Origin of the sequence: Hahella sp. HN01 (assembly GCF_018986435.1) — a bacterium.
In the GTDB taxonomy this organism is placed as follows: domain Bacteria; phylum Pseudomonadota; class Gammaproteobacteria; order Pseudomonadales; family Oleiphilaceae; genus Hahella.
Genome location: NZ_JAHMIN010000007.1, coordinates 37,018 through 61,888, shown reverse-complemented (window position 1 = coordinate 61,888; position 24,871 = coordinate 37,018). Strand labels below are relative to the sequence as shown.

Genomic DNA, 24,871 nt, shown 5'->3' with positions numbered 1-24,871 from the left:
GGCAAAGTTTACGAAGCTTGGCGGGTAAAGGCTATAGATGAAGGGGATAACGTGAAAACTCCGCCCGGAGTTAACAGAGCACACATAGTAGAATATTTGTCCACTCAGCACAGCTCAAAACCGGCTATCACATTTGAAGTCAAAAACTTACCTAGTGCACACCCTAGTTATGTCGTTATAACTTGTAGTATAGATTTGCGATGCGGACACGGATGGCCGAACAAATTTTCCCCTTCCGTGACGCTCATAAAACGATAAAGCTCTTAAACAACCGGCCATGGAGTTAATTCGGTCATGTTAAAGAAACAACCTACTCATCTCTTTCAATCCAAGCTAGCGCGTAGTCTTGCATTACTTGCACCGCTTGGTCTTATTGCATCAACAGGCTCAGCAAGTGCTGAAGACTTTTCTCTTGGTGTTAACGTAACGGTTAAAAATATTGCTGATAGCAGTATCTATACCATTCCTCCCAAGCTCGCTAGCGCGTCATCTATCGGTACTCAATCAGTAGATTCAGCTGGTATTATCGTTGAGGGGCCATTTGATATAAATGGCGAGAGTTGGTGGAATATTGATTATGAGTCTGGCGTTGATGGATGGACAAATGCAAGCTCATTGAGCGCCACCTCTTTACCCCAAGGAAAGCCGCTCAATATACACTCAATGGTCAGCCTAACCCCGGAAGTTATTTCTTGGCCTTTAAGCAAAGCTTATCCTGGCGTTGAATATAACATCCGACTTGGTGTTGTTGGTGGGAAATACCCCTACTCCTTTACTCTGGCACAAGCACCTTCTGGTATGTCTATTCACCCTAAAACGGGTGAAATTTCCTGGAAGCCATCTACATCATCTGAGGGACAAAGCTATCAAATTAAAGTCGACGTATATGATAGCCTCCAGCAAATGACTTCACAGGAGTATACACTCCAGGTGACCAAGGCAGGCTTTCACTTTGTATCCCCCCATGGTTCTGATGAAAATGGGGATGGAACGATTAACAACCCTTGGCAAACAATATCTCATGGCATAGACCAAGGTACCCTCGACGACATTTTATATGTGCGTGGTGGTGATTACCGTGAGCTAATTAAGTTTGACCTAGGGAAAACAAATAAAGTAATTGCCTATCCAAGTGAAACGCCAGTAGTGGATGTTAACTTCGGTGGCATTATGGATACTCGCGACCATTATGGAGTCATTGACGGCCTTGAAATTAAAAACTGCCAAAAATGGTGCTTCTCCGCCAGCGGTAACGAAACTGACTGGATTTTCCGACGCAATCATATGCACCACCTTTATGATATTGCGAATAAAAATGTAAACTCAGCCTTCATATTCTTTTGGGACGGCAAGGCAAACAGCTATAGATTTGTTATTCAGGACAATAAGTTCCGCGACCTATTTGACCGGGGCTCAGGCGTAAATGGCGACATCCATGCTGATTATTCAGGCAATGCCATTGTCATGTTTGACGTTCATCATTCTCTAGTTGAAGACAATATTGCTTATAACATTGATGGGATGGCATTCCATGACAAGGCCGGATCTTTTAAAAACACCTTCCGCGGCAACCTTGCGTATAATGTGAAAGATGTTGGCATATCCATTTCTAACCAAGAGTATTCTTACGGTCTAGATATTTTATACAACAAGCTAACAGCATCATTTATAGGGCTTCGTATAGGCCATCAAAATACTGGTTTAATTGGGAATATCCTCGCCCATCACAACACTATCTATGGAGGCATGTCACATACAAACGGCACAACTCCAGTTGGCGGCGAAAATAGCATTCAGATTCGCGATAACATCATTGATAACATAGGATCATCCAGACCCACTTATTTCTGTTGTAATACAGGTGATGGTGGGGCATGGGCCTCTGATACTGTTTCAAGAGACTACAACTTCATATCCACCAACAGCTCCATCATCGCAGGTATGTGGGGAAGTAATCGCTTCACAATGTCTACATGGAACTCATTTGGCCAAGATATTAATAGCATTGTAGGAAGCCCTATGCTCATAGGCCCAGCCTTCCGTGACTACACCCCGCTCCCCAACTCCCCGGTCTGCGGCGCGGCCAGTGACGGTTCTGACATCGGCGCAGTTCCCTGTAACTGATGTTATTGACAAGAGTGTAATGATCGGCTGACTGCCAGCCTCGAGACAGGCCGAATATCCATCGGGATGTTCGGCCTTTTTTATTAGGGTGACCCGTCCTGAGTAAAGTGTGGACTTACTGTTTACCAGTTATAACAACCAGTTATGATAAGGTCTGTCCATCAAATAATACTTACAGGAGTCTTTACGTTGCTTGCTGGACAGCGCCAGCAGTCGGTTGTAGATGGCATCCTGCTGTAACAGCTCCCGTGAGTCCGCAGGGCTTCCTCTTCCCGACATCGCCTGCCTGAGCATACGACTGCCAATCATGGCGATACGCAGTTTAGGGGCGTCCACGCATGCATAAGACTGCAGGTTTACATTTGGCGGTTTTGGCAGGCTGAACAACACGTCCAGAATCGATGGGTTTTCCACATAAACCGCATACATCATAACGCTCCAGCCAAAGTCATCCTTCTGGTTCAGAAGCGCCTGATAGGAGCTTAAATACTTCACCGCCTCTTCATTCTGGTAAAGAATCGCCAGCATCAGCGCGTTGCGGCCAAACTTCGTCTGCGCCATCAGTACTTTTTTATCCAGCCCGCGTAGTTCTTTGACTTTGTTGCGAGCCGCCAAACGATGGGCGATATTCCACTGGTCGATGGAGGACACCAACGCCATGGTGAAAAAGGGATTTTTGTGCTCCTTCGACTCAATCACAGCGGTGTACACGGCGTCATAGTTATCGCTACGGGGAAACTTCACGCCAGCGCGAAGCGCGTCCAAAAGCGCGTCATACATGCCGTCCCGGGCGAGAAAATTGAGATAGGAGAAGCCCCCGTACGCCTGCGTATTTTCATCCGTGTATTGTTCAGGATTAATACCTTGCACCGGATAGCGAGTGTGCTTGGCGTTTTTCATCATCTCAGGCCATGCTGTGTCCACTACCTGGTCCCACTGCAACTTGTCCGCCGCATATAGCGCTTCCGCCTTAGACCTCTCGGTTTCTGCTTTGGCCAGGCAGGAAAGCATCAGGATGGAAATCGTAACTCCCGTGATCAGTATCCACGCGACAGGTTTTTTAGCGATGGGCAGGCTTCCCTTGGAAAACGCCGTCATGAATCGCTCTCGCTTCCAAAAAAGTAGTCATCAAGCTTTTCGGCAGGACTGCGGCGACCCAGCGCCTCCAGCGCAGCTCTCTCATGGTTCGACGCTGTCCCTTGTGCTGACAGACGGCGCTGGTATGCTTCTTTCAAAGTTAAATTGCGACTATTACGCAGTGAAGTCGACGCCCCCAAACTCGGCAGGCGTTGCACCAACTCCGGCGACACCCAGTTCACCAGGTAATGCGCCAGTGTCTCGCCATCTCTATCCACCCACTCAGCGGCAGTTTGCTCTTCCACCAGCCAAGCCACTAGTCTTTCGGTATTGTCGCGGGATTTGTAAAGCCTTAGCCCGCTATCGCTCTCCCAGCGGGGCATGTTTCGCGCCATATCCCAAAGCACTTTTTGCTTTATCCCTGGCTCTGCGGTTTCAGCCCTGGTCAAAAAGACCGCCACCGCCTTCAGACTCACCCCATCCCCGCTATCCCCGTCGGCTACCGCCGACAACGCACAAGCCAGCTCAGGTTGCCGCACCAGATACGCCATGCCTCCACTTTTCAAAGGAACTTCCGACGATGAAGCATTCCTTGCAATCAAGGGATTGTAGTAGGGTGTAGGCACTCTGCGGGGAGACATAAAGTTCATGTTGCCCTCTCCCAGAACACTGAAGGCGTGATACAACTGAGCGCAATTCAAAGACAACGTTTTAACCGCCTCAGGAAGCGTAGACAGGTCTGACACTCGCAGCGTGCTGGCGACGATGCTCTGGTCGCGCGCCAACTTGTCCTCACCGGCATAGTCACCCTCATTGAAGGCGATGGCCGGACGCTGAAGAAGGTCCGCCAGCTTATCTACGTTTTTTTCCGCTACCGCAGCGATAATCCACTCTACTTTCTTCAAGTCAACGAGAGCCCGCTCGGGCAATATCTCCATCAAGCCCTCAAGGTCATGCTCAGCCGTCCACTTCCACAGAGGTTCTAAAACCGATTCTTCTATCCCATTCACAACAGCTCTGGCGTGCGCATAGGTCGGCGCTAACTCATCCCCTGGCGAGTCGTCGCCTAATGCTCGCCGACCATGGTCTTCGCTTACGCTTCTCAGGCGCTGTCGCCAACTGTCCCTCATTTCAGGACTATAAGGCAGGTTTGAGAGGCGCTCCCTGACGGCCGTCTCGATATATCCCAACGGATCGTGGTAGTAGGAGGTATAAGCGCCACTATAGTTCTGCCGGGCTGCTGTATCCAATGACATCCATCTTTCATATGACTGCGATGCTGAGGACAGTTTCTCCAGCAGCATCCATAGCCTGTCATCATCCACGTCTGAACCAAGCCACCCAGAGGCGTAATTGACGGCGACATCGCCTAAACAACTAGCTCCCTTGATATGTTGCAAAGCCAGTTGGATATGCCCCTTTTCTTCTGAGAGTAGCGCCTGGGATAACAAATTGTAGTCCCGGTCACTGTCACAGACGGGCCAGCCCATATCAAGCGCCGCCTCCGTAAAGCCAGGCCATCGCCAGGAAGCAATGACCGGATTCAAAATCGCTGATAACAGAAGAGGGATAACCACCACTGACAAGGCCGTGATTAGCCCCCACTTAACCTTGCGCGGCATGACAATAGGCTGCGCCGCGGGCTGAGGTTGGGGCCTATATTGAGGTTGGGGTTGCGTCTGCGCCGTAGCGCGATGCGCCCTTCTCCCTTTGGGCGGTTGCGCATTGGCGGGCCGCTTGGCTTTACGCTTTACAGTATTCGCGGCTTTTTGTTCAACAGTACAGAACGGACACCCATTACCGAAGCTCAAGTGCTCCTTGTTATTCGGACAAGGTTGCAAAGGGGAGTCATCCGCCGCCAATAGCCAATGCAGATGATCACTCCACTCCTGTGCGGAGGGTCTGGCGTAGGGAGGCTTAGTGAAGGCGTTTTCAAACAACTGTTGCGTGCGTGAGTCCAGAGCCTGGTGAATGCTCCAGGGGGAAGGCGCAATCCGGGGGTGCTCCTTTAAGCCATAAGCATAGAGACCCGCGCCAATACGTTCGTGGTTAGTCGTAGGTAAATTGGCGCCGCCTTTGGGGGTTCCCTGAAACGGATGCACGCCTTGATTGAGCAATTGAAACAGGATGACGGCCAGCGCAAAACGGTCCTGCTCTTCACCAAGCTGATCCGGCCCCTGACGTCCCTTGATGGCTTCCGGGGCGATATAGTCAGGCGTGTACTGGTGCGCCGTGAAGCGCTTGCCAGCGCCTTGAATACTGAAACCGTCACAGTCCAGCAATGCAGTGAAGAAGGTTTCCCGATAAACATTGATGTTTACCGGCTTCATGTCGATGACATGATGGCGCTTGCGATGCAGCGCTGCGATCAGCGCTGCCAGATTCTTGGCGGCGGAAAGGCGGTATCCGTAGTGCTCCGGTAGCTTGCTGAACTGCCGTGTCTTACGGTTCAGCATCATTTCCAGTGAAACAGCTCGGGACAGGTCGACGAAAGGCATCAGATAGCCTCTCAACTCGCCGCGCCTATTCGTCACAATGGACTGCGGCCAGGCGATTTGCACAAAGCGATGTCCATCGTGCTCAATGTGGGACAGCTCTGGCGAATTCGCCAACATGGCTTCAAGCTTGGCGCGGCGTCCGGGGTCCTGCTCTGGCTTATGATAGATCTTGGCGACCAGATCAGGGCGTCCCTCGACGCGGTATATGGCCGCATCCGCGCCTTGCCCCAGAGGTTTATCCAGCAGGCGGACGGCTCCGCCGCCCACCTCAATCAGCGTTTGCGTCTGGCCCATAACAGCGTCTTATCGTCACCAGAAATGCGGCGGGCGTTGGCGTGATCGAGAATCTGCTTGAGCGCAACAACGCCCCGCTCTTCTTCGTTCTGTTCCAGAAATGCGCAGACCGGAGCGATAAAGTCGCGGTCCAATCCATTAGCCGCGGGTTTGGCGGTAAAGCTGTAGGCGCCGTCAGTCACCAGTATCAGCTCATCATATTCAGAGGGCACTGGGGTTATGCGCAGATGCTCACGCCAGCGATCCTGAGTGAAAAAGAAAGTTTCTTCCGCGTATTCGCCGTTTTCCGGCAAACACAGCAGACAAGGCGCCCATTGACGCTCCTGCACCGCCGCCGCCATGCCATCGCCGATTTGCAGAATAAATCCGCCGCTGTCGTCCATGACAACTGCCGCCAGCGTCGCATGAAAGTCCGCCAGTTTGGCGTCAGGATAAGCCTGCAGTAGTTGGGCGCGACAAGTTTCGACGGCCTGCTCGGCAATCCTTCGTACGTCGGACTCTTGCAACGGCGCGGCAACGATTTCAACGAAGGCGTCCACGACACACTGGCTTACCATGCGGCTTCCTTGCTCCGACTGCGCCGCAGAACCTGCGCCGTCGCTTATCGCCGCAACCAGCCGCTCACCAATAACGCGCCAACTGAACGCATCCTGACAGGGTAGTCCGTCCCGGACATGGTGCGGGCCAGCAACGCTGGCCGCGACCACTTTCCAGGCCGGCTCTGGATAACTGCTTGTCATAGAGGATTAAACTTCGACTTCGGACCAGTCTGTCGCAGGCAACTGCACTTTTTCGCCAGGAGACGACACCGATACAGTGGCCATACTCCGGCTCAGCCAGACAAACAGCTCACGGAATTGCAGGCCCTTCAGTTTCTTGGCGCCTTTGTTGGAAAACTGGTTGAGCGTCTCGAAGGTTGCGCCTTCCACGCCGATGGGAAAAATTACGACTTTACGATTCTGCTCCGCATGGCGGCAACGATCCGCGACGCTCTCCCAGTCGAAGTCTGTGGGCGCCCCGTCGCTGATGAGGATAATCCAGGGACGCGTGGAGGAAATGCCGTTGGCGTCATACGCGGCTTTCTGATCTTCGATTTTATCCAGCGCCAGATTCATGGCGGCGCCCAGCGGCGTCGTGCCGTTGGCGAACACTTCGGGGGCGTTGAAGTCCATCGCATCCACCCAGTCCGTCAGCACTTCCGCCTGATCATGGTTGCCTGCGCGGATCACCAAAAGCTGCACGCGCATCGCTGTGCTGGCGTCCTCTTTCAGGGCCTGCTCCAACAGTCTCAGTCCTTCGTTGAGCTGTCTGATCGGCTCGCCAAACATGGAGCTGGAGCCGTCCAGAACCAGAACGCAGGGGGTGCGCTGGCTGTTGTTATCATTAAAGACCACATCCGGTATCAAAGTATCAGACATACCTACTCCTCGTTTACATCCGATGAATTCAGGCAAAAGAAACACAAAGCGCTATTTATAAAAGCGACCCGTCATATAGCCGACATATAGAAAAAAACGCCTGTTTAGATGGGCATTCTGAAGGATATCAGGCGCTTATAAAAGCATTCAGAAACGCTTGCGTACGCTCTTTCTCTGGAGCCACAAAAATTTTATCCGGCGGCCCTTCTTCGAGAATTCTGCCCTGGTCGAAAAAGCAGACGCGATCGCTTATCTCCCGGGCGAAATACATTTCGTGAGTCACCAGCAGCATGGTGAAGCTGTGCTCTTTGGCGAGGTTGCGAATCACGTCCAACACTTCATCCACTAACTCCGGGTCAAGCGCCGACGTTATTTCGTCCAGCAACAGAATTTCCGGCCGCATGGCCAAAGCGCGGGCGATGCCAACCCGCTGTTTCTGTCCGCCGGATAACTGCGCGGGATAGCTGTCCGCTTTATCTTGCAGCCCGACCAGCGCCAGCAGATCCATTGCTTCCCGTTCCGCTTCCTGTCGGGATTTACCCTTCACTCGCATAGGGGCCTCGGTGATGTTACGGCGCGCCGTCATATGCGGAAACAGATTAAAGTGCTGAAACACCATGCCCATATGGTTGCGCATCTTGCGCAGGTGTTTTTTATCAGCGGGAACAAGCCGATCGCCTTTGGACATATGCCATAACGGCTCGCCTTTCACCCTGACCACACCGCCGTCGATATCCTCAAGGGTCATCAGGATGCGTAACAGCGTGCTCTTGCCGGAACCGCTGGAGCCAATGATAGACACGATCTCGCCTTCTTCGACACTGAAGTTAAAATTTTCAAATAACGCCAGTTCGCCGAACTGCTTTTTTACATTTTGAAATTCAATAATGGGAGAGGTCATCGTAGGCTGAATCCTTCTTTGGGAAAACGACGCTCGATCTGATGTACGCCCAGCGCAGCGACAATACTGAACGCCAGGTAAAGCAAGCCGACCAGCGTGAACGGCTCCAGGTAGCGAAAATTTTCAGAACCCAGGATTTTGGCGGTCTGCAACATTTCCAGCAAAGTGATGGCGGAGAGCTGAGGGGTTTCCTTGAACATGGCGATGATATAGTTGCCGGTGGCCGGAATCATCGCCCGCAACGCCTGCGGCAATACGATATCGCGATAGGTTATGAACTGAGACAGGTTAAGCGCTCTGGCGGCTTCCCACTGCCCCTTCTCCACCCCATCGATGCCGCTGCGAAACACTTCAGACAAATACGCTCCATAATGCGCGCCCAGCGCCAGCACGCCAGTGGTCATGGGCGACAGACTCACGCCAAACTCCGGCATGACGTAATAAAGGAAAAAGATCTGCACCAGCAACGGCGTGCTGCGCACGAACTCAACCACCCAGTAGACCGGCCAACTGATCCAGCGCGAGGGGCTGCGTCGCAACAATGACAAAGCCAACCCCACGCCAATCGCCAGCAGGCTGCCCAGCAGGGTGGCTAATAAGGTTATCTGTGCGGCGTTCAATAGATCCGGCAACACTTCCCAGGTGAAATCCCAGTCCCAATCCAGTTCTATCATGAGCGCAGGCCTCCTCTATCCAGGCCCCGGCCCAGACGGGCTTCCAGCCACCGGAACAAAAAGGCCATCGCTTGCGCCATCACGAAATAGATCAGCAATACCAGGCCAAAAATCTCCCCCACCTGCAAGGTTGCGTCCGCCAGGGTTTTGGCTTTGTAGGTAAGGTCGCCAATGGTGATCAGAGATACCAGTGAGGTCGCTTTCATCAATTCGATAGCGAGGTTGCCGAACGGCGGAATCATATTGATCAGCGACTGCGGCAGAATAATGCGCCATAACCGGCTCCAGGGCGTAAAGTTCAACGCCACCGCCGCCTCGTACTGCCCTTTGGGCACAGCCAGCACAGATCCTCTCACCACCTCCGCGCCATAAGCGCCGATATTCAATCCAAGCGCAATGACGCTTGCCGTCATCGCATCCAGATTCAAGCCGAAAAACGGCAGCACAAAATAAATCCAATACAGCTGAATCAAGGCGGAAGTGCCGCGAAAAAACTCAATATATACCCGCGCCATCTGCCGCAACGGGGTGGGCGCGAACAGTCGCGTCAAGCCGGCGATAAAAGCCAGCGCCCCCGCTACGGGTAGAGACAGGCATAGAATTTTCAGGGTGATCCAGGCGCCCTGGAGCAAAATAGGCGTCAGTTCGCTCAGTTCCATGAGATAAGGCTTAGTTACACAGCTCCTGGGTAGTGATGTCGCCCGGCAAAGTGTGCTTACCGAATCCGTATTCCTGCACCATGCTGACGTGCTGCTCCGTTCCCAGGAAACCATCCAGCACTCGATTGAAGTTGTCGCGCAAGGTTTCATCGCCCTTACGGAAGCCAAATGCGCCGTAGCCTTTGACAGATTCGCCATCAATCTTCAGTTCATCAAACGGCTGCGCCAACTCCACGCGCTCATCTTTCTGCGCCAGTTGCGCCATGGTCAAACTGGTGCCCGCTAGCGCATCAATGCGCCCGGCTTTCAACGCCGCTACGCCAGCAGGATAGTCCGGCAACGTCACAATGCGGTCCATCGGCACGCCGAATTTCTTCGCGTAGCCAAATTCAACCGCGCCAGCCATCACGCCCATTTTTACTTCATCCGCTTTTTTCACGTCGCCATAGCCGTGTAACCCCTTGGGGTTACCGTCAAGCACCAGAAAGCCTTCGCCGATAGTGTAGGTAGGGTTGGAAAACAACACCTGTTTGCATCTTTTGGGGTTAACGTACATACCGGCGGCAATGACGTCGAACCGGCCTGCTTTCAATCCGGGAATCAGGGAGCCGAATTCCGTTACGACCACTTCCACATCATCCACACCAAGCTTGTCCAAAACGTACATGGCGATGGATGGAGCCTCTCCCGCGGGCTCCCCCATGGGAGTGAGATATCCATAGGGACGCTCGTTGGCGACGCCCAGGGTGATCTTGCCTTCTTTGCTGATCTCATCCCAAGTGTCAGCCATTGTGACGGTGGAGAGCGCGAACAATATAAACGCGAATATACTTTTCATGACTTCCCTCGAATTCCTTATATGACTAAACAAAAATGTCTATCGAAATCCTTAAAAATCATAAGTAGGTGAAAGTTAATTCTCAATAAATATTTTGAATTCTAATGATATTTACAACCTAACCCTCCTCACCAACAGTTCCGCAAGCCTCTGAAACAGAGGCTTTCAGGGAGTTAACCGGCGTCTCAATCAGGTTTTGCATTACAATAGCGCCCCAACCTTGCCAATAAATATTCGACATCAAACTTATGCGCCGCTATTCGTTTTCCTGTTCCCATATTTTCGCCAGACCATTCCGTCATTTCATGGCGCGCAAACCGGGGCTCACATTGCTGCTGGCCGCCAGTATCCACCTGTCTGCAGAGGCGGCGCCCATGGAAATATCCCTGCAGTTCGCCGAACACCATTCTGTTAAAAGCAAGGCCCTAGGGCTAACGGAGCCATCCGGGCTGACGCTCGACGCCAACGGCGGACTCTGGACAGTCAGCGACGACACCGCCAAGTTATTTCTGCTGGATCGTCAGGGACAGGTGCTCAAGAGCATCGATGCGCCTGCATCCGGTTTTGAAGGCGTCGCCTATGACCCTGAACACCGCCGTCTGATCGCGGTTAAAGAGGAAAGCAACGCGTTTTTCATTTTCGACCTCGCGTCTGGCGAACCAGTGGCGCAGCGTCGCTTATCGGACTTCGAGGACTTCGCCCAAAGCGCGACCTTTTTTTCTCAAACCAGAGAGAATAAAGGCCTGGAAGGAATCGCCTGGAACCCCGCAGACGCAAGCATTTACGCTATAAAAGAAGGCGATCCCGGCGTACTTCTGCATTTATCCGGCGATCTAAGCAAGGTGATAAGCAGCGTCAAACTCGCGGAAACCGGCGTCAGCGACGACGATATCGCCCTGGATGACATCGACTACTCCGGCCTGACCGTGATCCCCGAGCACAACTTACTGGCTATCGTCAGCGACAAAGCGGCGAGGATCTATTTCTATGATCTGACAAGCGGACGGGTTAAAAGCTCTGCGGCGCTGACCAAGCCTGGGAAAAAGCCCGGCAAGCTCAAGCCAGTGCGAAAGGCGGAAGGAGTTGCTTATGATCCGACGAGCCAAACGCTCTATGTGATTAGCGATAAAGACGCCGAGTTGTATGTGTATAAAGTGGTAATAAGCGAATAAGAAGCGTGCGACGCCAGAGTCATTAATACTCTGGCGCGCCGTTGATCAGACCGGCGACGCCGGCCTGCGGGAATCAGTACAGCGCCGATTCATCCTCCAAGACTTCGTTGAGTACGTCCAGGAACAGCTTGTCCGCATCACTCATGTTTTCTGGAATGCGGATGGTGGTGCTGGCGCTGATTTCATCAGCCATTTTACGTTCCGCGTCTTTTTCCTGCTGCAACCTGCGTGCGATTTCCATGCACTTAACCGGAATGGTGGGATCCATCAGCACTTTCTTAATGAAGCCCCGCATCTCCGCAATCATTTTTGCCTGCCGGCTCTCTTCCGCCATACTCATTGGCGATCTCCTATAACAGCTTGTTCTAATAATTTATTCCGCAAAAACCAAGAGACAACGTATCTGAGTTCTTATAGTGAGTATAGTGAGGGTTTATCCATAAAAAAACCCACGCCCGACGCCTTCATGGGAGTCGTCGAACATGGACTGATAAGTACCGCTGACGCGGTGCGTATGAGACAAATCAAACCAGAAAGGATAGCTGTTAGGCCGCTATCTGGTTGGCCAAAGCAGAATGTCATGCATCGCCTCGCTCCAACACTGTCTGTTTCGACATTTTTTAGGCTAATATAGCCAATCCAAGCGATGACGGGTAAAAGCATGCAGCAAGTCACAATTCTCGGTTTCGACTACGCGGTATCTTCCGCCATTACCGGCGTGGTGGATTTGCTGGCGATGGCCGGGGTCACCTGGAATCACATTCAGCGCAGCCAGCCCCATCCCAAGTTCAATATCCGCGTAGCCACCCGGGACGCCCAGCCTGTGCGCTGCCATAACCGGCTGCTGATTCAGGCCGACGCCTGCTTTGACGATATTAAGCCGAGCGATATCCTGGTTATTCCCTCCATCGCTGGCGATATCGAAAAAACACTGACGCAGAACCCTCAACTGATTGAGGTTCTGAAAACCATGAATGGTCAGGGAACAATCATCGCGGGCAACTGCACCGGCGCCTTTTTCATGGCGGAAGCTGGCATTCTCGACAACCGCACTGCGACCACCCACTGGGCCTTTGTGGACATGTTCCGCCAGCGATACCCCAGCGTGGACCTGCGGCCGGAGCAAATGCTCACCGCCTCGGAAAACGTGTTCTGCTCCGGCGGCGGCATCGCTTGGCTGGATTTGTGTCTGTACCTGATCGAACATTTCTGCGGCCACGAAGTGGCGGTGCAGACCGCCAAAACCTTCGTCATTGATATGGGACGCACCTATCAATCCAGCTATTCCTCCATGCGGGCGCGCAAATATCATCGCGATGAGGATGTGCTGCGGGTGCAAAACTGGCTGGAAACGCACTGCGATCAGGACGTGCGCATCGACGACCTGGCGGGACGCTTCAATATGAGTCCACGCACTCTGGCGCGCCGCTTTAAGGCCGCCACCGGCGATACGCCGCTTGGCTACCTGCAGACATTGCGTCTGGAAGAGGCCAAAAAGCTCCTGGAGGAAACCTCCGACAACGTCAGTCAGATCACGCTAGCGGTGGGTTATGAAGACGTCAGCTCTTTCACCAAACTGTTCCGGCAAAAAACCGGCCTGACGCCGAAAGAGTATCGAAACAAGTTCCAGCGGCGCAGCATAACCTGATGTCCGAAGCCAACCCTATGTCTGAAGCAAACGCCACCCTCTCCAACGCGGATGTTCCCGTCACTGCGCCGCCGCTTCAGCCGTTTTATTACCTGGACAACTTCCTTACCCTGTTGAGCTGCGTGGAGGCTCAATACGCCAACCTGCTGAACGCAGAAGAAAGCGCCTATATCCAGAATTTCCGCTCCCTGACGCGCACGCAACAGGCATTGCTGGTGCGCTTGTACGGGCGCAAAGGCCCGCTGTTTCGTAGCGACAAACTGGCTTATACAGAGATTCCCCAACTTGGCGAAGACCTGGATATTCTTGCCGACAAGGGCTGGATTGAATTCAATCCTGATGCAGAAGCCCCGGCGTTACTGGCCTTGTTGACCAAGGAGGAAATCCGCCAGAACTGGCGTGCGGAAGCCCCTCGCAGCAGCAAACGCGACAAACTGCTGGAAGGACTTGAGCTGACCTGCGCGGACATTTATCAACAGGGCGACTTCCGCTTTCTGCAGCTGAACCATACCGATTTAGTATTGCTGTTTCGGCTGCTGTTTTTCGGCAACCTCTATCAGGACCTGACCACCTTCGTCACCTCTGATTTGGGCGTCATTCGCTACGAGAGCTACCAGCTCGATCCCGAGCACCGACTGTTCGCCGCACGTGAGGATATCGATCACATCAAGCAACTGGTGGCGCTGGCGGACGAATATTCCGCTCTAGAAACTCTAAGCGTCGACGTATGCGCCGATATTGTCGCCAGAACGCCGGCGCCGGGAGATAGCGCCGTCCTACGCCGTCGCCACGATCGCTTCTGCAATAAAGTCGCTCGTGATCTGGAGCGCCTGCAGGATCTGGATCTAGCGTATCAGGTTTACCAGCGTACGGAGACGCCACCATCGCGGGAGCGCCGCGCCCGCATTCTGTTCAAGCAGGAAAAATATGAGGCGGCGCACGATATCTGCGCAAGCATCATTGACTCGCCTTACACCGAAGCGGAGTTGATTTTCGCTGAGCAGTTCACCGACAAGTGCGCCAAAGCACTGGGCCGCCCAAAGGACCGTTCTTCGCCTTTCCGTCCCCTACAGCGCTTGCTCACTATCGCCGCCAATCCCGAGTTGCGGGTGGAGGAACTGGTGCGCTTGGAGGTCGCCGGGGCGGGCGGAGTTTGTGTCTACGTAGAGAACTGGCTCTTCAATGCGGTATTCGGGCTGACCTTCTGGCCGGCTGTCTTCGCCCCGGTTTCCGGCGCTTTCAGCCATCCCTATCAGCATCGCCCCCATGATCTTTACGACGCCAGCTTCACCAAGAAGCGTCATACGCAGATCCAGGCCGCTTTCGCTTTATTAAACGCAGAAGACTGGCCGGAGGTCATACTGGCGCGATGGCGGGACAAATTCGGCCTGAGCAATCCATTCGTCGGTTGGCCGGAAGCAGGAGAAGACCACCTGCAGATAGCGCTACAGCGTATTCCCCGCGAGCATTGGCGGGCAGTCTTTCAACGCATGCTGCGGGACTTGCGGGAGAACGGCAGCGGCTTTCCAGACTTGATTCACTTCCCTGAACAGGGCGGCTATGAATTGCTGGAAGTGAAAAGCCCCACCGACAGCCTGCAACCTAATCAAAAGCGCTGGATGGCGACGTTCGAGCAAAATGGCATCCCTTACCAACTGGTTCAAGTCACTTGGCTATAAAGACTTCGCCTCCGGACAAACTCTCCTACAAGCTCAGCGTTCGGGAAGCCGCTCATTTTCTTGCGCTGTTGGGCGATCTCGACCATCAGGATCGGGACACCGCCAGCGCCCGCGAAGGGCAGCTTGCGCACAAGCAGGTTCAGGAAGGCTGGCCGGCGGACTACATCAGCGAAGCCCCGGTAAAGATCACCCTCTCCGAAACGGACTTTCAACTACAACTGCAGGGGCGCATAGACGGCCTCCGCATTGCTGACGACCATGTGTTGTTCGAAGAAATCAAAACGCTGCGCCAGGACCCTCAGCATATCCCCCTTGGACTGGCGGAAAGACACCGGCTGCAGCTGTTGCTGTACGCCCTGCTGTGGCGACGGGAGCAAACAGAGCCCCCACTAACGCCGATCAGGCTGCGTCTGACTTATGTGCGCGTTCCGGACATGGAGCAAACGCAGTTTGATAGCGAAATGTCCTGTGAGGAAGCCGAACAAGAGAGCGACACGCTGTTTCAGCGTCTGCAAGAGTGGTATCGGCGTCTGACCGAGCATCGACTTCAACGTAACGGTCTGCTGCGCGATCTCAACTTTCCTTATAGCGGATTTCGCCCGGGTCAGCGGGAGTTGGCGCGCCAAACCTATCTTAGCCTGCGCGACGCCAGTCAGGCGCTGATAGAGGCGCCCACTGGAAGCGGCAAATCACTGGCGACGCTGTTCCCTGCGCTGAAGGCCATGGGGGAAGGTCACCTGGATCAAGTGATGCTGATCACCGCCAAGACTTCTTCCCAAGAAGCCGCGCTAAAAGCCACGCAGGATATGCGCCTGGACAATGCGCCGCTGCGCACCTTGCAGCTCCATGCCCGCGACCGTATTTGCGGGGGTGACTCCGTTTGCGATCCGCTGGACTGCCCACGCCGACGCGACTTCTATCAACGTCTACCGGAAGCAAGGGAGGAAGCGCTGGAAGCGGCATGGCTGGATGGCGAACGCCTGCGCGAGATTGCGCTGAAATACGATCTCTGCCCTCACGGTTTGCAGGGCGAGCTGGCGCCCTGGGTGGATGTCCTCATTGGCGACTATAACTATGCGTTTTCTCCCCAGGTCAGATCAGACAGCCTTTTCACTCGAAATCGTATCGGCCTGCTGGCGGATGAAGCGCACAACCTGCCTGACCGGGCGCGGGATCTGTTCTCCGCAGAGCTGTCCGAGGCTCCTTTCAACCGTATTGGCCGACAATGCAAGGCGCTGAGGAAAGACGCCAGCGCCGTCGCCAAAGCCATCAGGCAAATGCATATCACGCCCGAGCAGGCGCCAGGAAAAGGCCAGCAAGCGCTGGAGGCGCGTCTGCAGGATTTTTGCGCCGTGGCGGAGCACTGGCTGATGTCGCCCCAGGATTTGCTGGCGTCAGCGGATACGGAGCTGAATCGACAGGTGCAGGAGGCGATTTTCACCGCACAGGGCTGGATACGTCTGGCGCCCAGCATCGGCGACGATTTCGCCTGTTTCGAGCGCGACTGGGAGCAACAGCGCGTCCTGAGTCTACGTTGTCTGTCTCCCGCCCGTTTACTGCGGCCGATGCTGCAGGCCTGTCATGGCGTCACCCTGTTTTCCGCAACACTGACGCCGCCGTATTACTACCAGAGCTTATTGGGCCTGGACGACAATCCTCAGCTTTTGCGTAGCCTGTCGCCTTTTCCGCCAGAGCATCTGGGAGTGTTTATTGCGCCCTACTTAAATTTCCGGCTGCGCAGCAGGGACACGCAATTGGACGCAGTGTGCGCGTTGATCCAGCAGAGCATCGCCTCCCGACCTGGAAACTATTGGGTATTCACGCCAGCGTTCAGTTACATGGAGCAGCTCACTGAGCGCTTCGCCAAGCTGTATCCAGAGATAGAGTTTGCGCAGCAGACCCGACAGGCCAGCCAGGAAGATCAGCAGCGTTTTCTCACCCGCTTCCGCAAGGCCCGCGAGCTGCTGGGTTTCACCGTTATTGGCGGCGTCTATGGGGAAAGTATCGATATGGTCGGAGACAGTCTGGTGGGCTGCATTATTCTAGGCCCTGGTCTACCGCAGATCAGTCCGGTCAACGAGCAGATCTCCGCCTATTTTGAGCGCCAGGGAATGGACGGCTTTGCCTACGCTTACCAATTGCCGGGCTGGCAAAAGGTGGTGCAGGCCGCAGGACGGGTAATCCGCACGGAGTCAGACAAAGGCGTCGTGATCCTGGTGGACGACCGTTTCACCAAACCGCCTTACCCTGCCTTGGCCCCACAACATTGGCGTCCGAAGCTCGTCAGAAGCAGTCAAAATCTGCAATCCGGTCTTACTCAATTCTGGTCGCAAGACCCAGCCCCTGATGACCATTGAGCAGCTATACGACGCTCCAGGTCCAGGAATAAAAAAAGGCCCCAAGCAGGGGCCGAGTAGCGTTCAAGAAAACATCATTCGAGAGGTTCGAACCGCTGGTCTGACGAGGCAGACTGCGCATTCGCTGTGTCTTTCTAAGTGTAGGCAAAGATAGGCAGTCCGCCAGAAAAAAAATAACAACTTCTCAACAAAATAGGCATTATGCATCGTCGCCGCTCGGGCAGGGTTAAGATCGCTTACACCAGAAACTTCAGATCCGGCGCCTTTATATTTGATCTCAAGCATTGAAGCTTGAGCTCAGATCTATACATTCATGAGCCAAAATTAAGGAAAGATACTTCTGGCATGAGAAAAGTATCCCGTTACTTGCACTTTACCCTGGCGCTTATCTCAACTCCTTTTTTCTCAGCTTGTGACACGTCGGGGGCGGCTATAAGTCATATCCAGGATAGCGATGGCGATTTTGACATTTGTGAACTCGCGCTGCCTTCAGATGGCGGAAGCATGGCCTATTGCATTGATACCGACGGTGAAAAAATGTGGGTAACTTTCGACAAGGCGCTTGAGTCAGAGCATCCTTGCACCTTTATCCTAGGCCAGCTTGAGGGGCGGGCTCAAAGAGTTAAACAAGGCTCCGATCAGGAGAAGATATTAATTAATTCCTTCTCCAAGTGGCTGACTAACAATGCCAGCAAAGAATCCATAAATACCTTTAGCAAACAATCACTGGCCGATTTCCATAACGAGGAAACAATGCATGCATACCTAGTCTGGCATATGCTGCAAAGCGTAAAAGACAGAAAAAACAGCGCATATTGCTCAACGAAGTAATAGCGTCACGCCTTAAACCGATAAGTTCCTTTTCGTTATTTCCAATAAAATCCCGCCGAATCTAAACTACCCATACCGGGCATGGACTCTCAACGCCCGGGCAGGATGCCTTTATCACTTCAGGATTATGATGGAGGGACGCCATGACATTTCTTCGCTGTATTTCTATCGCACTTTTGTTTGCGATTTCCAATGCCTTCGCTGACCCGATTCAGGACAGCGTTTCCAACCATTACAAGGCCGGCTGGTATCCGAACGTTTATGAAAACGAGGGTCCTTTAACCTGCCCGAAAACCTGCCGCGCCTGGACAGGTTGGCGCGCCGAAGGTGAACGGACTCCCTATGACGAGCATAAAGCCACCTATGTGTGCAAGTCGAACAACATCGACACCATCCCCTCACCAACTGACAGAGACATGTGGCTCTACGGAAACCAGTTTGGTGATAAAAAAGCCTGCTTCATGGGAACGCCCAGTGAAAAGACTATCGTCAGCGAGCGTTATTACTGCCTCTGCGTCAGCAATTGCAGTGGTCCGGACTTGGTAATTCGTACGGTATACGACCCTGTATGGGATTCTACGACCGGCGAGTCCGTCATAAAAATTGTCGTCACGAATGTGGGCGTCAGCATGTCTGCGGCAACGGACGCACGCGTCTACGATCCCGGTACGGGCGCATCGAACGTACAGCCCGTCCCCGCACTGGCGCCGGGAGCTTCCGCTGGCGTGGCATTCCGGCTTGGCTATTGGGTATTCGACCCTGACGCCGAACTGCACTTCATGGTGGATTATTCCCACAAAGTGGACGAGTGCGACGAAAGCAATAATACCGCTATCTACAAAAAGCAGGGATAGTAATCACTGTGCGGGAGGCAGGTTAACGGCGCTCTTCTGAGCGCCGTCCCCGCCCAAAGATAAAGCGCGTTACAACCAAAACCGCCATAGTGCGAAAAGCCCCATGCCCGCGGCGATGGTCGCCAGCAGATTTCGGGTGAGCGCGGCAACAATGATCGCCACGACCGCCGCGACCAGATAAGGATTACGCCAGTCAAGCCAAAGCTCGCCTTTCGGAACCAGCACAGCAGGCGCAATAATCGCCGACAGGACCGCCATCGGCGCATAGCTCAAAGCTCTCTCCACCCATGGATTAAGACGCAGCCGATCCGCCAGGGCGAACGGCAGATAGCGAATGCCGAAGGTTACCGCCATCATGCCCAATAACATGGCCCACTCCATCAGCAACCTCCTTCGGCCAGTTCAGACTTGCGGTCTTGCAACGCCACTTCCGCGCCCAACCCGCAGAGTATTCCCGTCAGCGCCGCCGCAAACAGCCCCAGCTGATGCGGCCAATCACGCCACCATACCGAACAGACGCCAGCCGCCAACACCGCCGCCAGGCGAGGACGGTTAACCACCTGCGGCGCCACAATACCGATAAAGGTCACCGCCATGGCCACATCCAGGCCCCAGTTTTCGATATCAGGAACCCACTCGCCCAAGGTCAGTCCCAACAGGGTGCATAGCTGCCAATTGAGGTACATGGACAGCGCAGACCCCAGGTAATACCAATGAAACTGCCCTGTATGCTCGCCGCCCAGGCGGCCGGCGACAACAGCGAAGGTTTCGTCCGTCAGCCAAAACGCCATCGGCGCCCGCCAGCGCTGCGGCAAGGTGCGCACCATGGGAATCAAGGTGACGGCGTAAAGAAGATGACGCAGGTTAACCACAAAGGTAGTCAGGACGATCAACCAGGGAGACGCTCCCGCCGCCAGTAAACCCAGGGAAATAAACTGAGCCGAGCCGGCGAACACGATCAAAGACATCGCCAGCGTCGCCTCAAAAGACAGCCCATTCACCGGCCCCAGGGTGCCGAATACAATGCCAAATGGAATAGCGCCGACGATCAAAGGAATCGTGTTCTGTGCGCCGGCTCGGAACGCCTGTCCGGGCGATTCAAATGCGTGAGTCGTCATAAAAGAACTGCTCTAAGAGATTAATTATTTGCTTATAGAAAGCATCGAAGATGAGCGCATCAGGGTCGTCAAACTAACAGACTTTCGCAAAACGTCCTGGAGAGACGCCCATAATTCGCTGGAAGTGACGGCTTAAGTGGCTTTGATCGGAAAATCCTGTGGCCGCCGCCACATCCGTCAGGCTCAGCCCCATCCGCAGTAAATGCTGCGCGCGGCTTACCCGCACCTGATTCAAATATGCGTGCGGAGGCATGCCCGTCATGCGCGTAAACAACCGCGTCAGATAGCTGGGGCTCAACCCGGTACAGTCGGTCAAATCCTTTAATGAAACTGCGTCGGCATAGTGCGCCTGCAGATATTCCTTCACCTTGGCCACCGCCCAGTGCGAGCCGCCCTTCTCCAGAAGCTGACGGGGACGCATACGGGCGTGCCGCTGCATCAGCTGCCCCATCATCTGGTAATAAAGCGTCTCACAATGCAGCGGCTCATCGCCCTGCTCCAGAAGACAGTGCAGAACCTGCAGTCCTCTGGCCAACTGTGGATCGCGCACCACCGGCTCCGGGAACCAGGGCTCAACGCCAGGACCGAATATATCCGCGATAACCGGCGCCAGTTCGGCCGGAGTGGGATAAATCGCCCGATAGGACCACCCTTCTTCCGTCGCGGTGCGCCCCGTGTGCACCTGATCGGAATTAACCAATACGATACTGCCGACAGGCGCAGTATGCTCAGCGCCATCGCGAAGGAAATGCTGCGCCCCTTTTTCAATGACCGCCACGCAGTAGCCCTCGTGCACATGCCGGGGAAAGTGCTGTTTGACGAAGGTGGCTTTCAGAATCTCGACGCCGCCTAGCGCTTTGTCCTGCCAGTACTTAGCATGCTCAATCACAAACCGACACTCATGGTAAAGGTCACTTAACGATAAATGGGAAGGCCCAATATAGAGTCAGTCTAGCGGCTTCATTAACGGCTGTATTGTACGTTTTTGCTCTTTGCGCTGCGGATAACGCACGTTAAGGTTGCAAATGGGACGGAGGATGCGGAGAGAGTTGAGTTAATTGAGTTTGCCGGTGGCGGGCCAAGGGCGTGTGACGATTGAGAAAAAAATTCGGCGGCTGACAGCCAGGTCGCTGGAACCAGCGCCTGCAGCCATTCTGATGAAGATCAGCTCTTCTTTCTTTTAACCTGAGAAGCGGCGACTCCGCCGTTCATAACTTCTGCGATCTGGCGCAGTCCCATATTTCTGCGATATCGGCAGTCCCGTTGCTCATCCGTAGTCGCCCAGATCTGCTCCTCAGCCCATTGCGGCGCATCAGGAACATATATCGGAGCGTAGCGTTTGATCGCCTCCTCAACCATTTGCTGAGGCGTGGGCTGCTTTTGCTTATCCATATGCATTACTACCTGTATCGTTTAAGAAATTCTGATTCGCTTGGGTTGTTTCCACCACATCGGCGGCAGCGTTTCGAAACTTGCTGTGATCCCATGGACCGCGCCATAGACTTGCCGGAACACTTACCAAATCCGCCTCCGCAAGCTACACCCAAACATGAGTAACTATCTTTTTTCTCGAAACCGCCGAGTATAGGACGGGAACCGTTTACAGACGATCACCCAAAGGATCTATATTTGTCCTAGTCCAGACCAGGCCTGGGCTCCCGATAAGTGAACATCGTTCAAAATTTTTCCAGAAATCTCGCCACTTAGCAGGATTGAAGGAACATTCAGGAAACAAACCCGGAACCCTGACACGTCGTCAGATCGGTTAAGAAGAGCGATATTTGAGCAGTATAGTGATGATAAGCACGGAAGAAATAGTTGAAAGCCGCGACACATCCTTGTGCCGGAAACGTTTTTACTGAGGAGTAGGACCGCCCTCAGTTTTCAGACGCTCGGCTTCCGCCTTGATCATCTGTTGCAGTTCCTGAATATTCGCCTGCACGCGAGAAGCGCCCAATTGAGCGCCCTTGCTCATTAGCTCAGGCATCTTCTGGATAGCTTTCTGTCCGGTTTCGGTCTGATAGAAAGCGATAATCTCATTGAGCTCTTTTTCAGTAAAAGCGTCCGCGTAGATTTTCACGAACTCTCCCTTCAGGGTGTCGTAACTCATCTGCTTTTTAAAATATCTCATCATGACATCCCGAAAAGGCGTCAGATTGGGATTTTGTTGCAGCTGGATCGTCATCATTTGTTCGATGGAGTGCTCCATCATGACTTCCATATTCATAACATCCAGCAGCCTGGCTGCGGCTTTCTTGGCGCCATCATCCGCAGCGAAAGCGGAAGGGCTCAGTAGAATCGCCGTCATGACGCAGGCGACTACAGATTTCAACATCATTTTTCTCCTTGAGAATCAATAGATTTATAGTCAGACGCTGCTGCCATTGTAACGAATCATTCACTCTGACGCCTTGCAAATCACTACAACCTGGGGTTTCCCCCAGGCGCTGGCGGCGCATCGTCCACACGCCCCAAACCACCGTCAGTTCCCGTCGACAAACATCTTATTGACCCGGTGAGAATAAGCCTTTAGTTTGCCTAGCTGGTAAAAAATCTAACCTAGAAGACAACTAAGGAGACTATATGGCCGGGCAAACGACTCATTCCCAGGTTGTAGTGTTGGGCAGCGGACCGGGGGGCTACTCCGCAGCGTTCAGAGCCGCGGATATGGGCTTGGAAGTAACCTTGATTGAACGCTATTCATCCTTGGGCGGCGTTTGTCTTAATGTAGGCTGTATTCCGTCCAAAGCGCTCCTGCACGTCGCTTACGTTATGGAAGAAGCGCATTCCGCCTCCGCCGTGGGCGTCACTTACGCCAAGCCGGAAGTGGACTTGGATAAAGTGCGCGCGTTCAAAGACAACACGGTCAAGAAGCTGACCCAGGGCATCCAGGGCATGGCCAAGGGCCGTAAAGTGAAAGTGGTTCACGGCTATGGCGAATTCGCCGGCCCCAACCAGATTACCGTGGACAACGAAGGCGTCAAAACCGAAATTACCTTTGACCACTGCATCATCGCGGCGGGTTCTCAGAGCGTTAAACTGCCTTTTATTCCTCACGACGATCCCCGCGTTCTGGACTCCACCTCCGCACTGGAGCTGAAAGAAATCCCCAAACGCCTGCTGATCGTTGGCGGCGGCATCATTGGTCTGGAAATGGGCACCGTATATGAAGCCCTCGGCAGCGAAGTCAGCATCGTCGAATTCGCCGATCAATTGGTCCCGGCTGCGGACAAAGACCTGATCGCCGTCTACAGCAAATTCGTCAAAGACCAGTTCAACGTCATGCTGTCCACCAAGGTAACGGCGGTGGAAGCGAAGAAAGACGGTCTGTACGTGACTTTCGAAGGCAAGAATGCGCCAGAAGGCCAGCAGTCTTATGACGCCATTCTGGTGGCGGTAGGCCGTTCTCCCAACGGTAAGAAGATCGGCGCAGAAAAAGCAGGCATCCAAGTGGATGAGCGCGGTTTCATCAACACTGACAACCAGCAGCGCACCAACGTACCGCACATCTACGCCATCGGCGATATTGCCGGCAACCCGATGCTGGCGCATAAAGCCACCCATCAGGGCCATGTAGCGGCGGAAGTGATCGCAGGCCACAAGTGCGTGTTCGATCCTAAAGTCATTCCTTCCATCGCCTACACCAACCCGGAAATAGCCTGGACTGGTTTGACCGAGAAAGAAGCCAAAGCGGCGGGCATCCCGTACAAAACCGCCGTATTCCCCTGGGTAGCCAGCGGACGCGCTTTAGGCGCCGCGCGCAGCGAAGGTAAAACCAAGCTGATCTACAAAGAAGACGGCACGCTGATTGGCGGCGGCATCGTGGGCATCAACGCCGGCGAACTGCTGGGCGAATTGAGTCTGGCCATTGAGTTCGGCGCGGATGTGGAAGATCTGGCGCTGACTATCCACGCTCACCCAACGCTGCACGAAACCGTTGGTTTGGCTGGCGAATTGGCGGCGGGAACCATTACCGACCTGCCTAACCCCATGGCGAAGATCAAGAAATCCTGATCACCTCACTCGCTACTCAAAAGCCGGCTTTCACGCCGGCTTTTTTATTACCCGGAGAAATCAAATCCGCCGCCATTTCATGGCGCTACAGTGGGCATAATCTTTTTGGACTAGGAACTTTTTCGCTTTCCCTGTTACTTACAAGTTGAGGCGCTATGACCAGCAGGACGAGTCGGCGCTGCATTTATACCGGGTAGTATCAACCACAGGAGTATAGCGAGTTCCAATATGACTCTATATCAAACGCATATTCATCAATTGCTGCAGGTGATAGGAAACCGTTGCGGCGTTGATCTGACGCTGAAGAACGGCTACTGCACGCTCTCCTTTGATCAGGAGTCCCGTTTGCACGTGCAGGTCGGCCGGGATTCAGAAACGGTGGTATTCAGAATGCCTCTGACCCAGCCCCCCAACGCCAACAGGGAGACGTTTTACGCCAAACTACTGCACATCAACTCACAACCGGAAACCATGCTGGGGGCATGGCTTGCGCTATCGGAACACTCGGGTGCGGTGGAGCTATGCATGAGTCGCGAGGCGCTCAGCCTGGACGACAGCGAAATGGCCGCCATCCTGCTGAACATGATGGACATGCGGCAATCGCTCAGGCAGGAGCTGGAGACGCCTCAGAGCACGCCCAAGCCGTGCAGCCCGCACTTAGGCGCAAGCGTCCTGCACGCTCGTCATCAAGCGCTCTGAGGTCAATACAGGGCGC

The 24,871-nt window shown here is 53.9% G+C and carries 23 protein-coding genes; 9 read left to right on the top strand and 14 right to left on the bottom strand.

Annotation, left to right across the window (positions count from 1 at the left end; all coding sequences use genetic code 11):
- Positions 1 to 294: 294 nt before the first annotated feature.
- Complete coding sequence (locus tag KP814_RS08795; protein WP_216736427.1) at positions 295 to 2,124, top strand: Ig domain-containing protein; 1,830 nt, start codon at positions 295 to 297, stop codon at positions 2,122 to 2,124.
- Positions 2,125 to 2,253: 129 nt separating this feature from the next.
- Here KP814_RS08795 and KP814_RS08790 read toward each other — a convergent pair whose 3' ends face one another.
- From KP814_RS08790 to ehuB, 8 genes are all read right to left on the bottom strand, one after another.
- Positions 2,254 to 3,222, bottom strand: a complete 969-nt coding sequence (locus KP814_RS08790; protein ID WP_216736426.1) for an ankyrin repeat domain-containing protein — start codon at positions 3,220 to 3,222, stop codon at positions 2,254 to 2,256.
- Positions 3,219 to 5,993, bottom strand: coding sequence for a hypothetical protein (locus KP814_RS08785; RefSeq protein ID WP_216736425.1), 2,775 nt, complete (start codon positions 5,991 to 5,993; stop codon positions 3,219 to 3,221). Before KP814_RS08785 ends, KP814_RS08790 begins: the two co-directional genes overlap by 4 nt.
- Entirely contained in the window at positions 5,972 to 6,733 is a 762-nt protein-coding gene (locus KP814_RS08780; RefSeq protein ID WP_216736424.1) for a PP2C family serine/threonine-protein phosphatase, read from the bottom strand. Before KP814_RS08780 ends, KP814_RS08785 begins: the two co-directional genes overlap by 22 nt.
- 6 nt (positions 6,734 to 6,739) lie before the next feature.
- Positions 6,740 to 7,411, bottom strand: coding sequence for a VWA domain-containing protein (locus tag KP814_RS08775; RefSeq protein ID WP_216736423.1), 672 nt, complete (start codon positions 7,409 to 7,411; stop codon positions 6,740 to 6,742).
- Positions 7,412 to 7,538: 127 nt separating this feature from the next.
- Positions 7,539 to 8,312 (bottom strand): ectoine/hydroxyectoine ABC transporter ATP-binding protein EhuA, encoded by a 774-nt coding sequence (gene ehuA, locus KP814_RS08770; protein WP_253938262.1) that lies wholly within the window; start codon positions 8,310 to 8,312, stop codon positions 7,539 to 7,541.
- Entirely contained in the window at positions 8,309 to 8,986 is a 678-nt protein-coding gene (gene ehuD / locus KP814_RS08765) for an ectoine/hydroxyectoine ABC transporter permease subunit EhuD (RefSeq protein ID WP_216736422.1), read from the bottom strand. Before ehuD ends, ehuA begins: the two co-directional genes overlap by 4 nt.
- A complete protein-coding gene (ehuC, locus tag KP814_RS08760; RefSeq protein WP_216736421.1) occupies positions 8,983 to 9,645 on the bottom strand; it encodes an ectoine/hydroxyectoine ABC transporter permease subunit EhuC in 663 nt (220 codons plus the stop codon). Before ehuC ends, ehuD begins: the two co-directional genes overlap by 4 nt.
- Positions 9,646 to 9,655: 10 nt before the next feature.
- Complete coding sequence (ehuB, locus tag KP814_RS08755) at positions 9,656 to 10,483, bottom strand: ectoine/hydroxyectoine ABC transporter substrate-binding protein EhuB (protein ID WP_216736420.1); 828 nt, start codon at positions 10,481 to 10,483, stop codon at positions 9,656 to 9,658.
- A gap of 248 nt (positions 10,484 to 10,731) precedes the next feature.
- Between ehuB and KP814_RS08750 the strand changes: the two genes are divergently transcribed.
- On the top strand, positions 10,732 to 11,655 hold the full coding sequence (locus KP814_RS08750) for an SdiA-regulated domain-containing protein (RefSeq protein WP_216736419.1): 924 nt from the start codon (positions 10,732 to 10,734) through the stop codon (positions 11,653 to 11,655).
- Between the two features lie 73 nt (positions 11,656 to 11,728).
- Here the strand turns inward: KP814_RS08750 and KP814_RS08745 are convergent, their stop codons facing one another.
- Entirely contained in the window at positions 11,729 to 11,995 is a 267-nt protein-coding gene (locus KP814_RS08745) for a hypothetical protein (RefSeq protein ID WP_127968473.1), read from the bottom strand.
- A 321-nt stretch (positions 11,996 to 12,316) separates the two neighbouring features.
- Between KP814_RS08745 and KP814_RS08740 the strand changes: the two genes are divergently transcribed.
- The 5 genes from KP814_RS08740 (at position 12,317) to KP814_RS08720 (ending at position 19,024) form a co-directional block, all read left to right on the top strand.
- Complete coding sequence (locus tag KP814_RS08740; protein ID WP_253938261.1) at positions 12,317 to 13,303, top strand: GlxA family transcriptional regulator; 987 nt, start codon at positions 12,317 to 12,319, stop codon at positions 13,301 to 13,303.
- A 17-nt stretch (positions 13,304 to 13,320) separates the two neighbouring features.
- Positions 13,321 to 14,982 (top strand): VRR-NUC domain-containing protein, encoded by a 1,662-nt coding sequence (locus KP814_RS08735; protein ID WP_216736417.1) that lies wholly within the window; start codon positions 13,321 to 13,323, stop codon positions 14,980 to 14,982.
- On the top strand, positions 14,973 to 17,339 hold the full coding sequence (locus KP814_RS08730; protein ID WP_216736416.1) for an ATP-dependent DNA helicase: 2,367 nt from the start codon (positions 14,973 to 14,975) through the stop codon (positions 17,337 to 17,339). The genes KP814_RS08735 and KP814_RS08730 overlap by 10 nt, the downstream gene beginning before the upstream one ends.
- A gap of 345 nt (positions 17,340 to 17,684) precedes the next feature.
- Positions 17,685 to 18,170 carry a hypothetical protein gene (locus KP814_RS08725; RefSeq protein ID WP_216736415.1) on the top strand — a complete coding sequence of 162 codons (486 nt, stop codon included), beginning with the start codon at positions 17,685 to 17,687 and terminating at the stop codon, positions 18,168 to 18,170.
- Positions 18,171 to 18,313: 143 nt separating this feature from the next.
- Entirely contained in the window at positions 18,314 to 19,024 is a 711-nt protein-coding gene (locus KP814_RS08720; protein ID WP_216736414.1) for a CARDB domain-containing protein, read from the top strand.
- A 69-nt stretch (positions 19,025 to 19,093) separates the two neighbouring features.
- Here the strand turns inward: KP814_RS08720 and KP814_RS08715 are convergent, their stop codons facing one another.
- The 5 genes from KP814_RS08715 to KP814_RS08695 all read right to left on the bottom strand — a co-directional run bounded on the left by KP814_RS08715 (position 19,094) and on the right by KP814_RS08695 (position 22,477).
- Positions 19,094 to 19,405, bottom strand: a complete 312-nt coding sequence (locus tag KP814_RS08715; protein WP_216736413.1) for an AzlD domain-containing protein — start codon at positions 19,403 to 19,405, stop codon at positions 19,094 to 19,096.
- A complete protein-coding gene (locus KP814_RS08710) occupies positions 19,405 to 20,142 on the bottom strand; it encodes an AzlC family ABC transporter permease (protein ID WP_216736412.1) in 738 nt (245 codons plus the stop codon). The genes KP814_RS08715 and KP814_RS08710 overlap by 1 nt, the downstream gene beginning before the upstream one ends.
- Positions 20,143 to 20,215: 73 nt before the next feature.
- The gene (locus tag KP814_RS08705; protein ID WP_216736411.1) at positions 20,216 to 21,031 is read right to left on the bottom strand and encodes an AraC family transcriptional regulator; all 816 of its coding nucleotides are present in this window, start codon (positions 21,029 to 21,031) and stop codon (positions 20,216 to 20,218) included.
- 275 nt (positions 21,032 to 21,306) lie between these two features.
- Entirely contained in the window at positions 21,307 to 21,534 is a 228-nt protein-coding gene (locus KP814_RS08700) for a hypothetical protein (RefSeq protein WP_216736410.1), read from the bottom strand.
- 463 nt (positions 21,535 to 21,997) lie between these two features.
- The gene (locus KP814_RS08695; RefSeq protein WP_216736409.1) at positions 21,998 to 22,477 is read right to left on the bottom strand and encodes a DUF2059 domain-containing protein; all 480 of its coding nucleotides are present in this window, start codon (positions 22,475 to 22,477) and stop codon (positions 21,998 to 22,000) included.
- A gap of 248 nt (positions 22,478 to 22,725) precedes the next feature.
- Between KP814_RS08695 and lpdA the strand changes: the two genes are divergently transcribed.
- The gene (gene lpdA, locus KP814_RS08690) at positions 22,726 to 24,156 is read left to right on the top strand and encodes a dihydrolipoyl dehydrogenase (protein WP_216736408.1); all 1,431 of its coding nucleotides are present in this window, start codon (positions 22,726 to 22,728) and stop codon (positions 24,154 to 24,156) included.
- A 228-nt stretch (positions 24,157 to 24,384) separates the two neighbouring features.
- Positions 24,385 to 24,855 (top strand): type III secretion system chaperone, encoded by a 471-nt coding sequence (locus KP814_RS08685; RefSeq protein ID WP_216736407.1) that lies wholly within the window; start codon positions 24,385 to 24,387, stop codon positions 24,853 to 24,855.
- Positions 24,856 to 24,871: the final 16 nt, after the last annotated feature.

What these genes read in the sequence shown, in the direction of transcription:
- KP814_RS08795 (WP_216736427.1), top strand. Translation starts at nt 295, where the DNA reads ATGTTAAAGAAACAACCTACTCATCTCTTTCAATCCAAGCTAGCGCGT.
- KP814_RS08790 (WP_216736426.1), bottom strand. Translation starts at nt 3,222, where the DNA reads ATGACGGCGTTTTCCAAGGGAAGCCTGCCCATCGCTAAAAAACCTGTC.
- KP814_RS08785 (WP_216736425.1), bottom strand. Translation starts at nt 5,993, where the DNA reads ATGGGCCAGACGCAAACGCTGATTGAGGTGGGCGGCGGAGCCGTCCGC.
- KP814_RS08780 (WP_216736424.1), bottom strand. Translation starts at nt 6,733, where the DNA reads ATGACAAGCAGTTATCCAGAGCCGGCCTGGAAAGTGGTCGCGGCCAGC.
- KP814_RS08775 (WP_216736423.1), bottom strand. Translation starts at nt 7,411, where the DNA reads ATGTCTGATACTTTGATACCGGATGTGGTCTTTAATGATAACAACAGC.
- ehuA (WP_253938262.1), bottom strand. Translation starts at nt 8,312, where the DNA reads ATGACCTCTCCCATTATTGAATTTCAAAATGTAAAAAAGCAGTTCGGC.
- ehuD (WP_216736422.1), bottom strand. Translation starts at nt 8,986, where the DNA reads ATGATAGAACTGGATTGGGACTGGGATTTCACCTGGGAAGTGTTGCCG.
- ehuC (WP_216736421.1), bottom strand. Translation starts at nt 9,645, where the DNA reads ATGGAACTGAGCGAACTGACGCCTATTTTGCTCCAGGGCGCCTGGATC.
- ehuB (WP_216736420.1), bottom strand. Translation starts at nt 10,483, where the DNA reads ATGAAAAGTATATTCGCGTTTATATTGTTCGCGCTCTCCACCGTCACA.
- KP814_RS08750 (WP_216736419.1), top strand. Translation starts at nt 10,732, where the DNA reads ATGCGCCGCTATTCGTTTTCCTGTTCCCATATTTTCGCCAGACCATTC.
- KP814_RS08745 (WP_127968473.1), bottom strand. Translation starts at nt 11,995, where the DNA reads ATGAGTATGGCGGAAGAGAGCCGGCAGGCAAAAATGATTGCGGAGATG.
- KP814_RS08740 (WP_253938261.1), top strand. Translation starts at nt 12,317, where the DNA reads ATGCAGCAAGTCACAATTCTCGGTTTCGACTACGCGGTATCTTCCGCC.
- KP814_RS08735 (WP_216736417.1), top strand. Translation starts at nt 13,321, where the DNA reads ATGTCTGAAGCAAACGCCACCCTCTCCAACGCGGATGTTCCCGTCACT.
- KP814_RS08725 (WP_216736415.1), top strand. Translation starts at nt 17,685, where the DNA reads ATGAGAAAAGTATCCCGTTACTTGCACTTTACCCTGGCGCTTATCTCA.
- KP814_RS08720 (WP_216736414.1), top strand. Translation starts at nt 18,314, where the DNA reads ATGACATTTCTTCGCTGTATTTCTATCGCACTTTTGTTTGCGATTTCC.
- KP814_RS08715 (WP_216736413.1), bottom strand. Translation starts at nt 19,405, where the DNA reads ATGGAGTGGGCCATGTTATTGGGCATGATGGCGGTAACCTTCGGCATT.
- KP814_RS08710 (WP_216736412.1), bottom strand. Translation starts at nt 20,142, where the DNA reads ATGACGACTCACGCATTTGAATCGCCCGGACAGGCGTTCCGAGCCGGC.
- KP814_RS08700 (WP_216736410.1), bottom strand. Translation starts at nt 21,534, where the DNA reads ATGGATAAGCAAAAGCAGCCCACGCCTCAGCAAATGGTTGAGGAGGCG.
- KP814_RS08695 (WP_216736409.1), bottom strand. Translation starts at nt 22,477, where the DNA reads ATGTTGAAATCTGTAGTCGCCTGCGTCATGACGGCGATTCTACTGAGC.
- lpdA (WP_216736408.1), top strand. Translation starts at nt 22,726, where the DNA reads ATGGCCGGGCAAACGACTCATTCCCAGGTTGTAGTGTTGGGCAGCGGA.
- KP814_RS08685 (WP_216736407.1), top strand. Translation starts at nt 24,385, where the DNA reads ATGACTCTATATCAAACGCATATTCATCAATTGCTGCAGGTGATAGGA.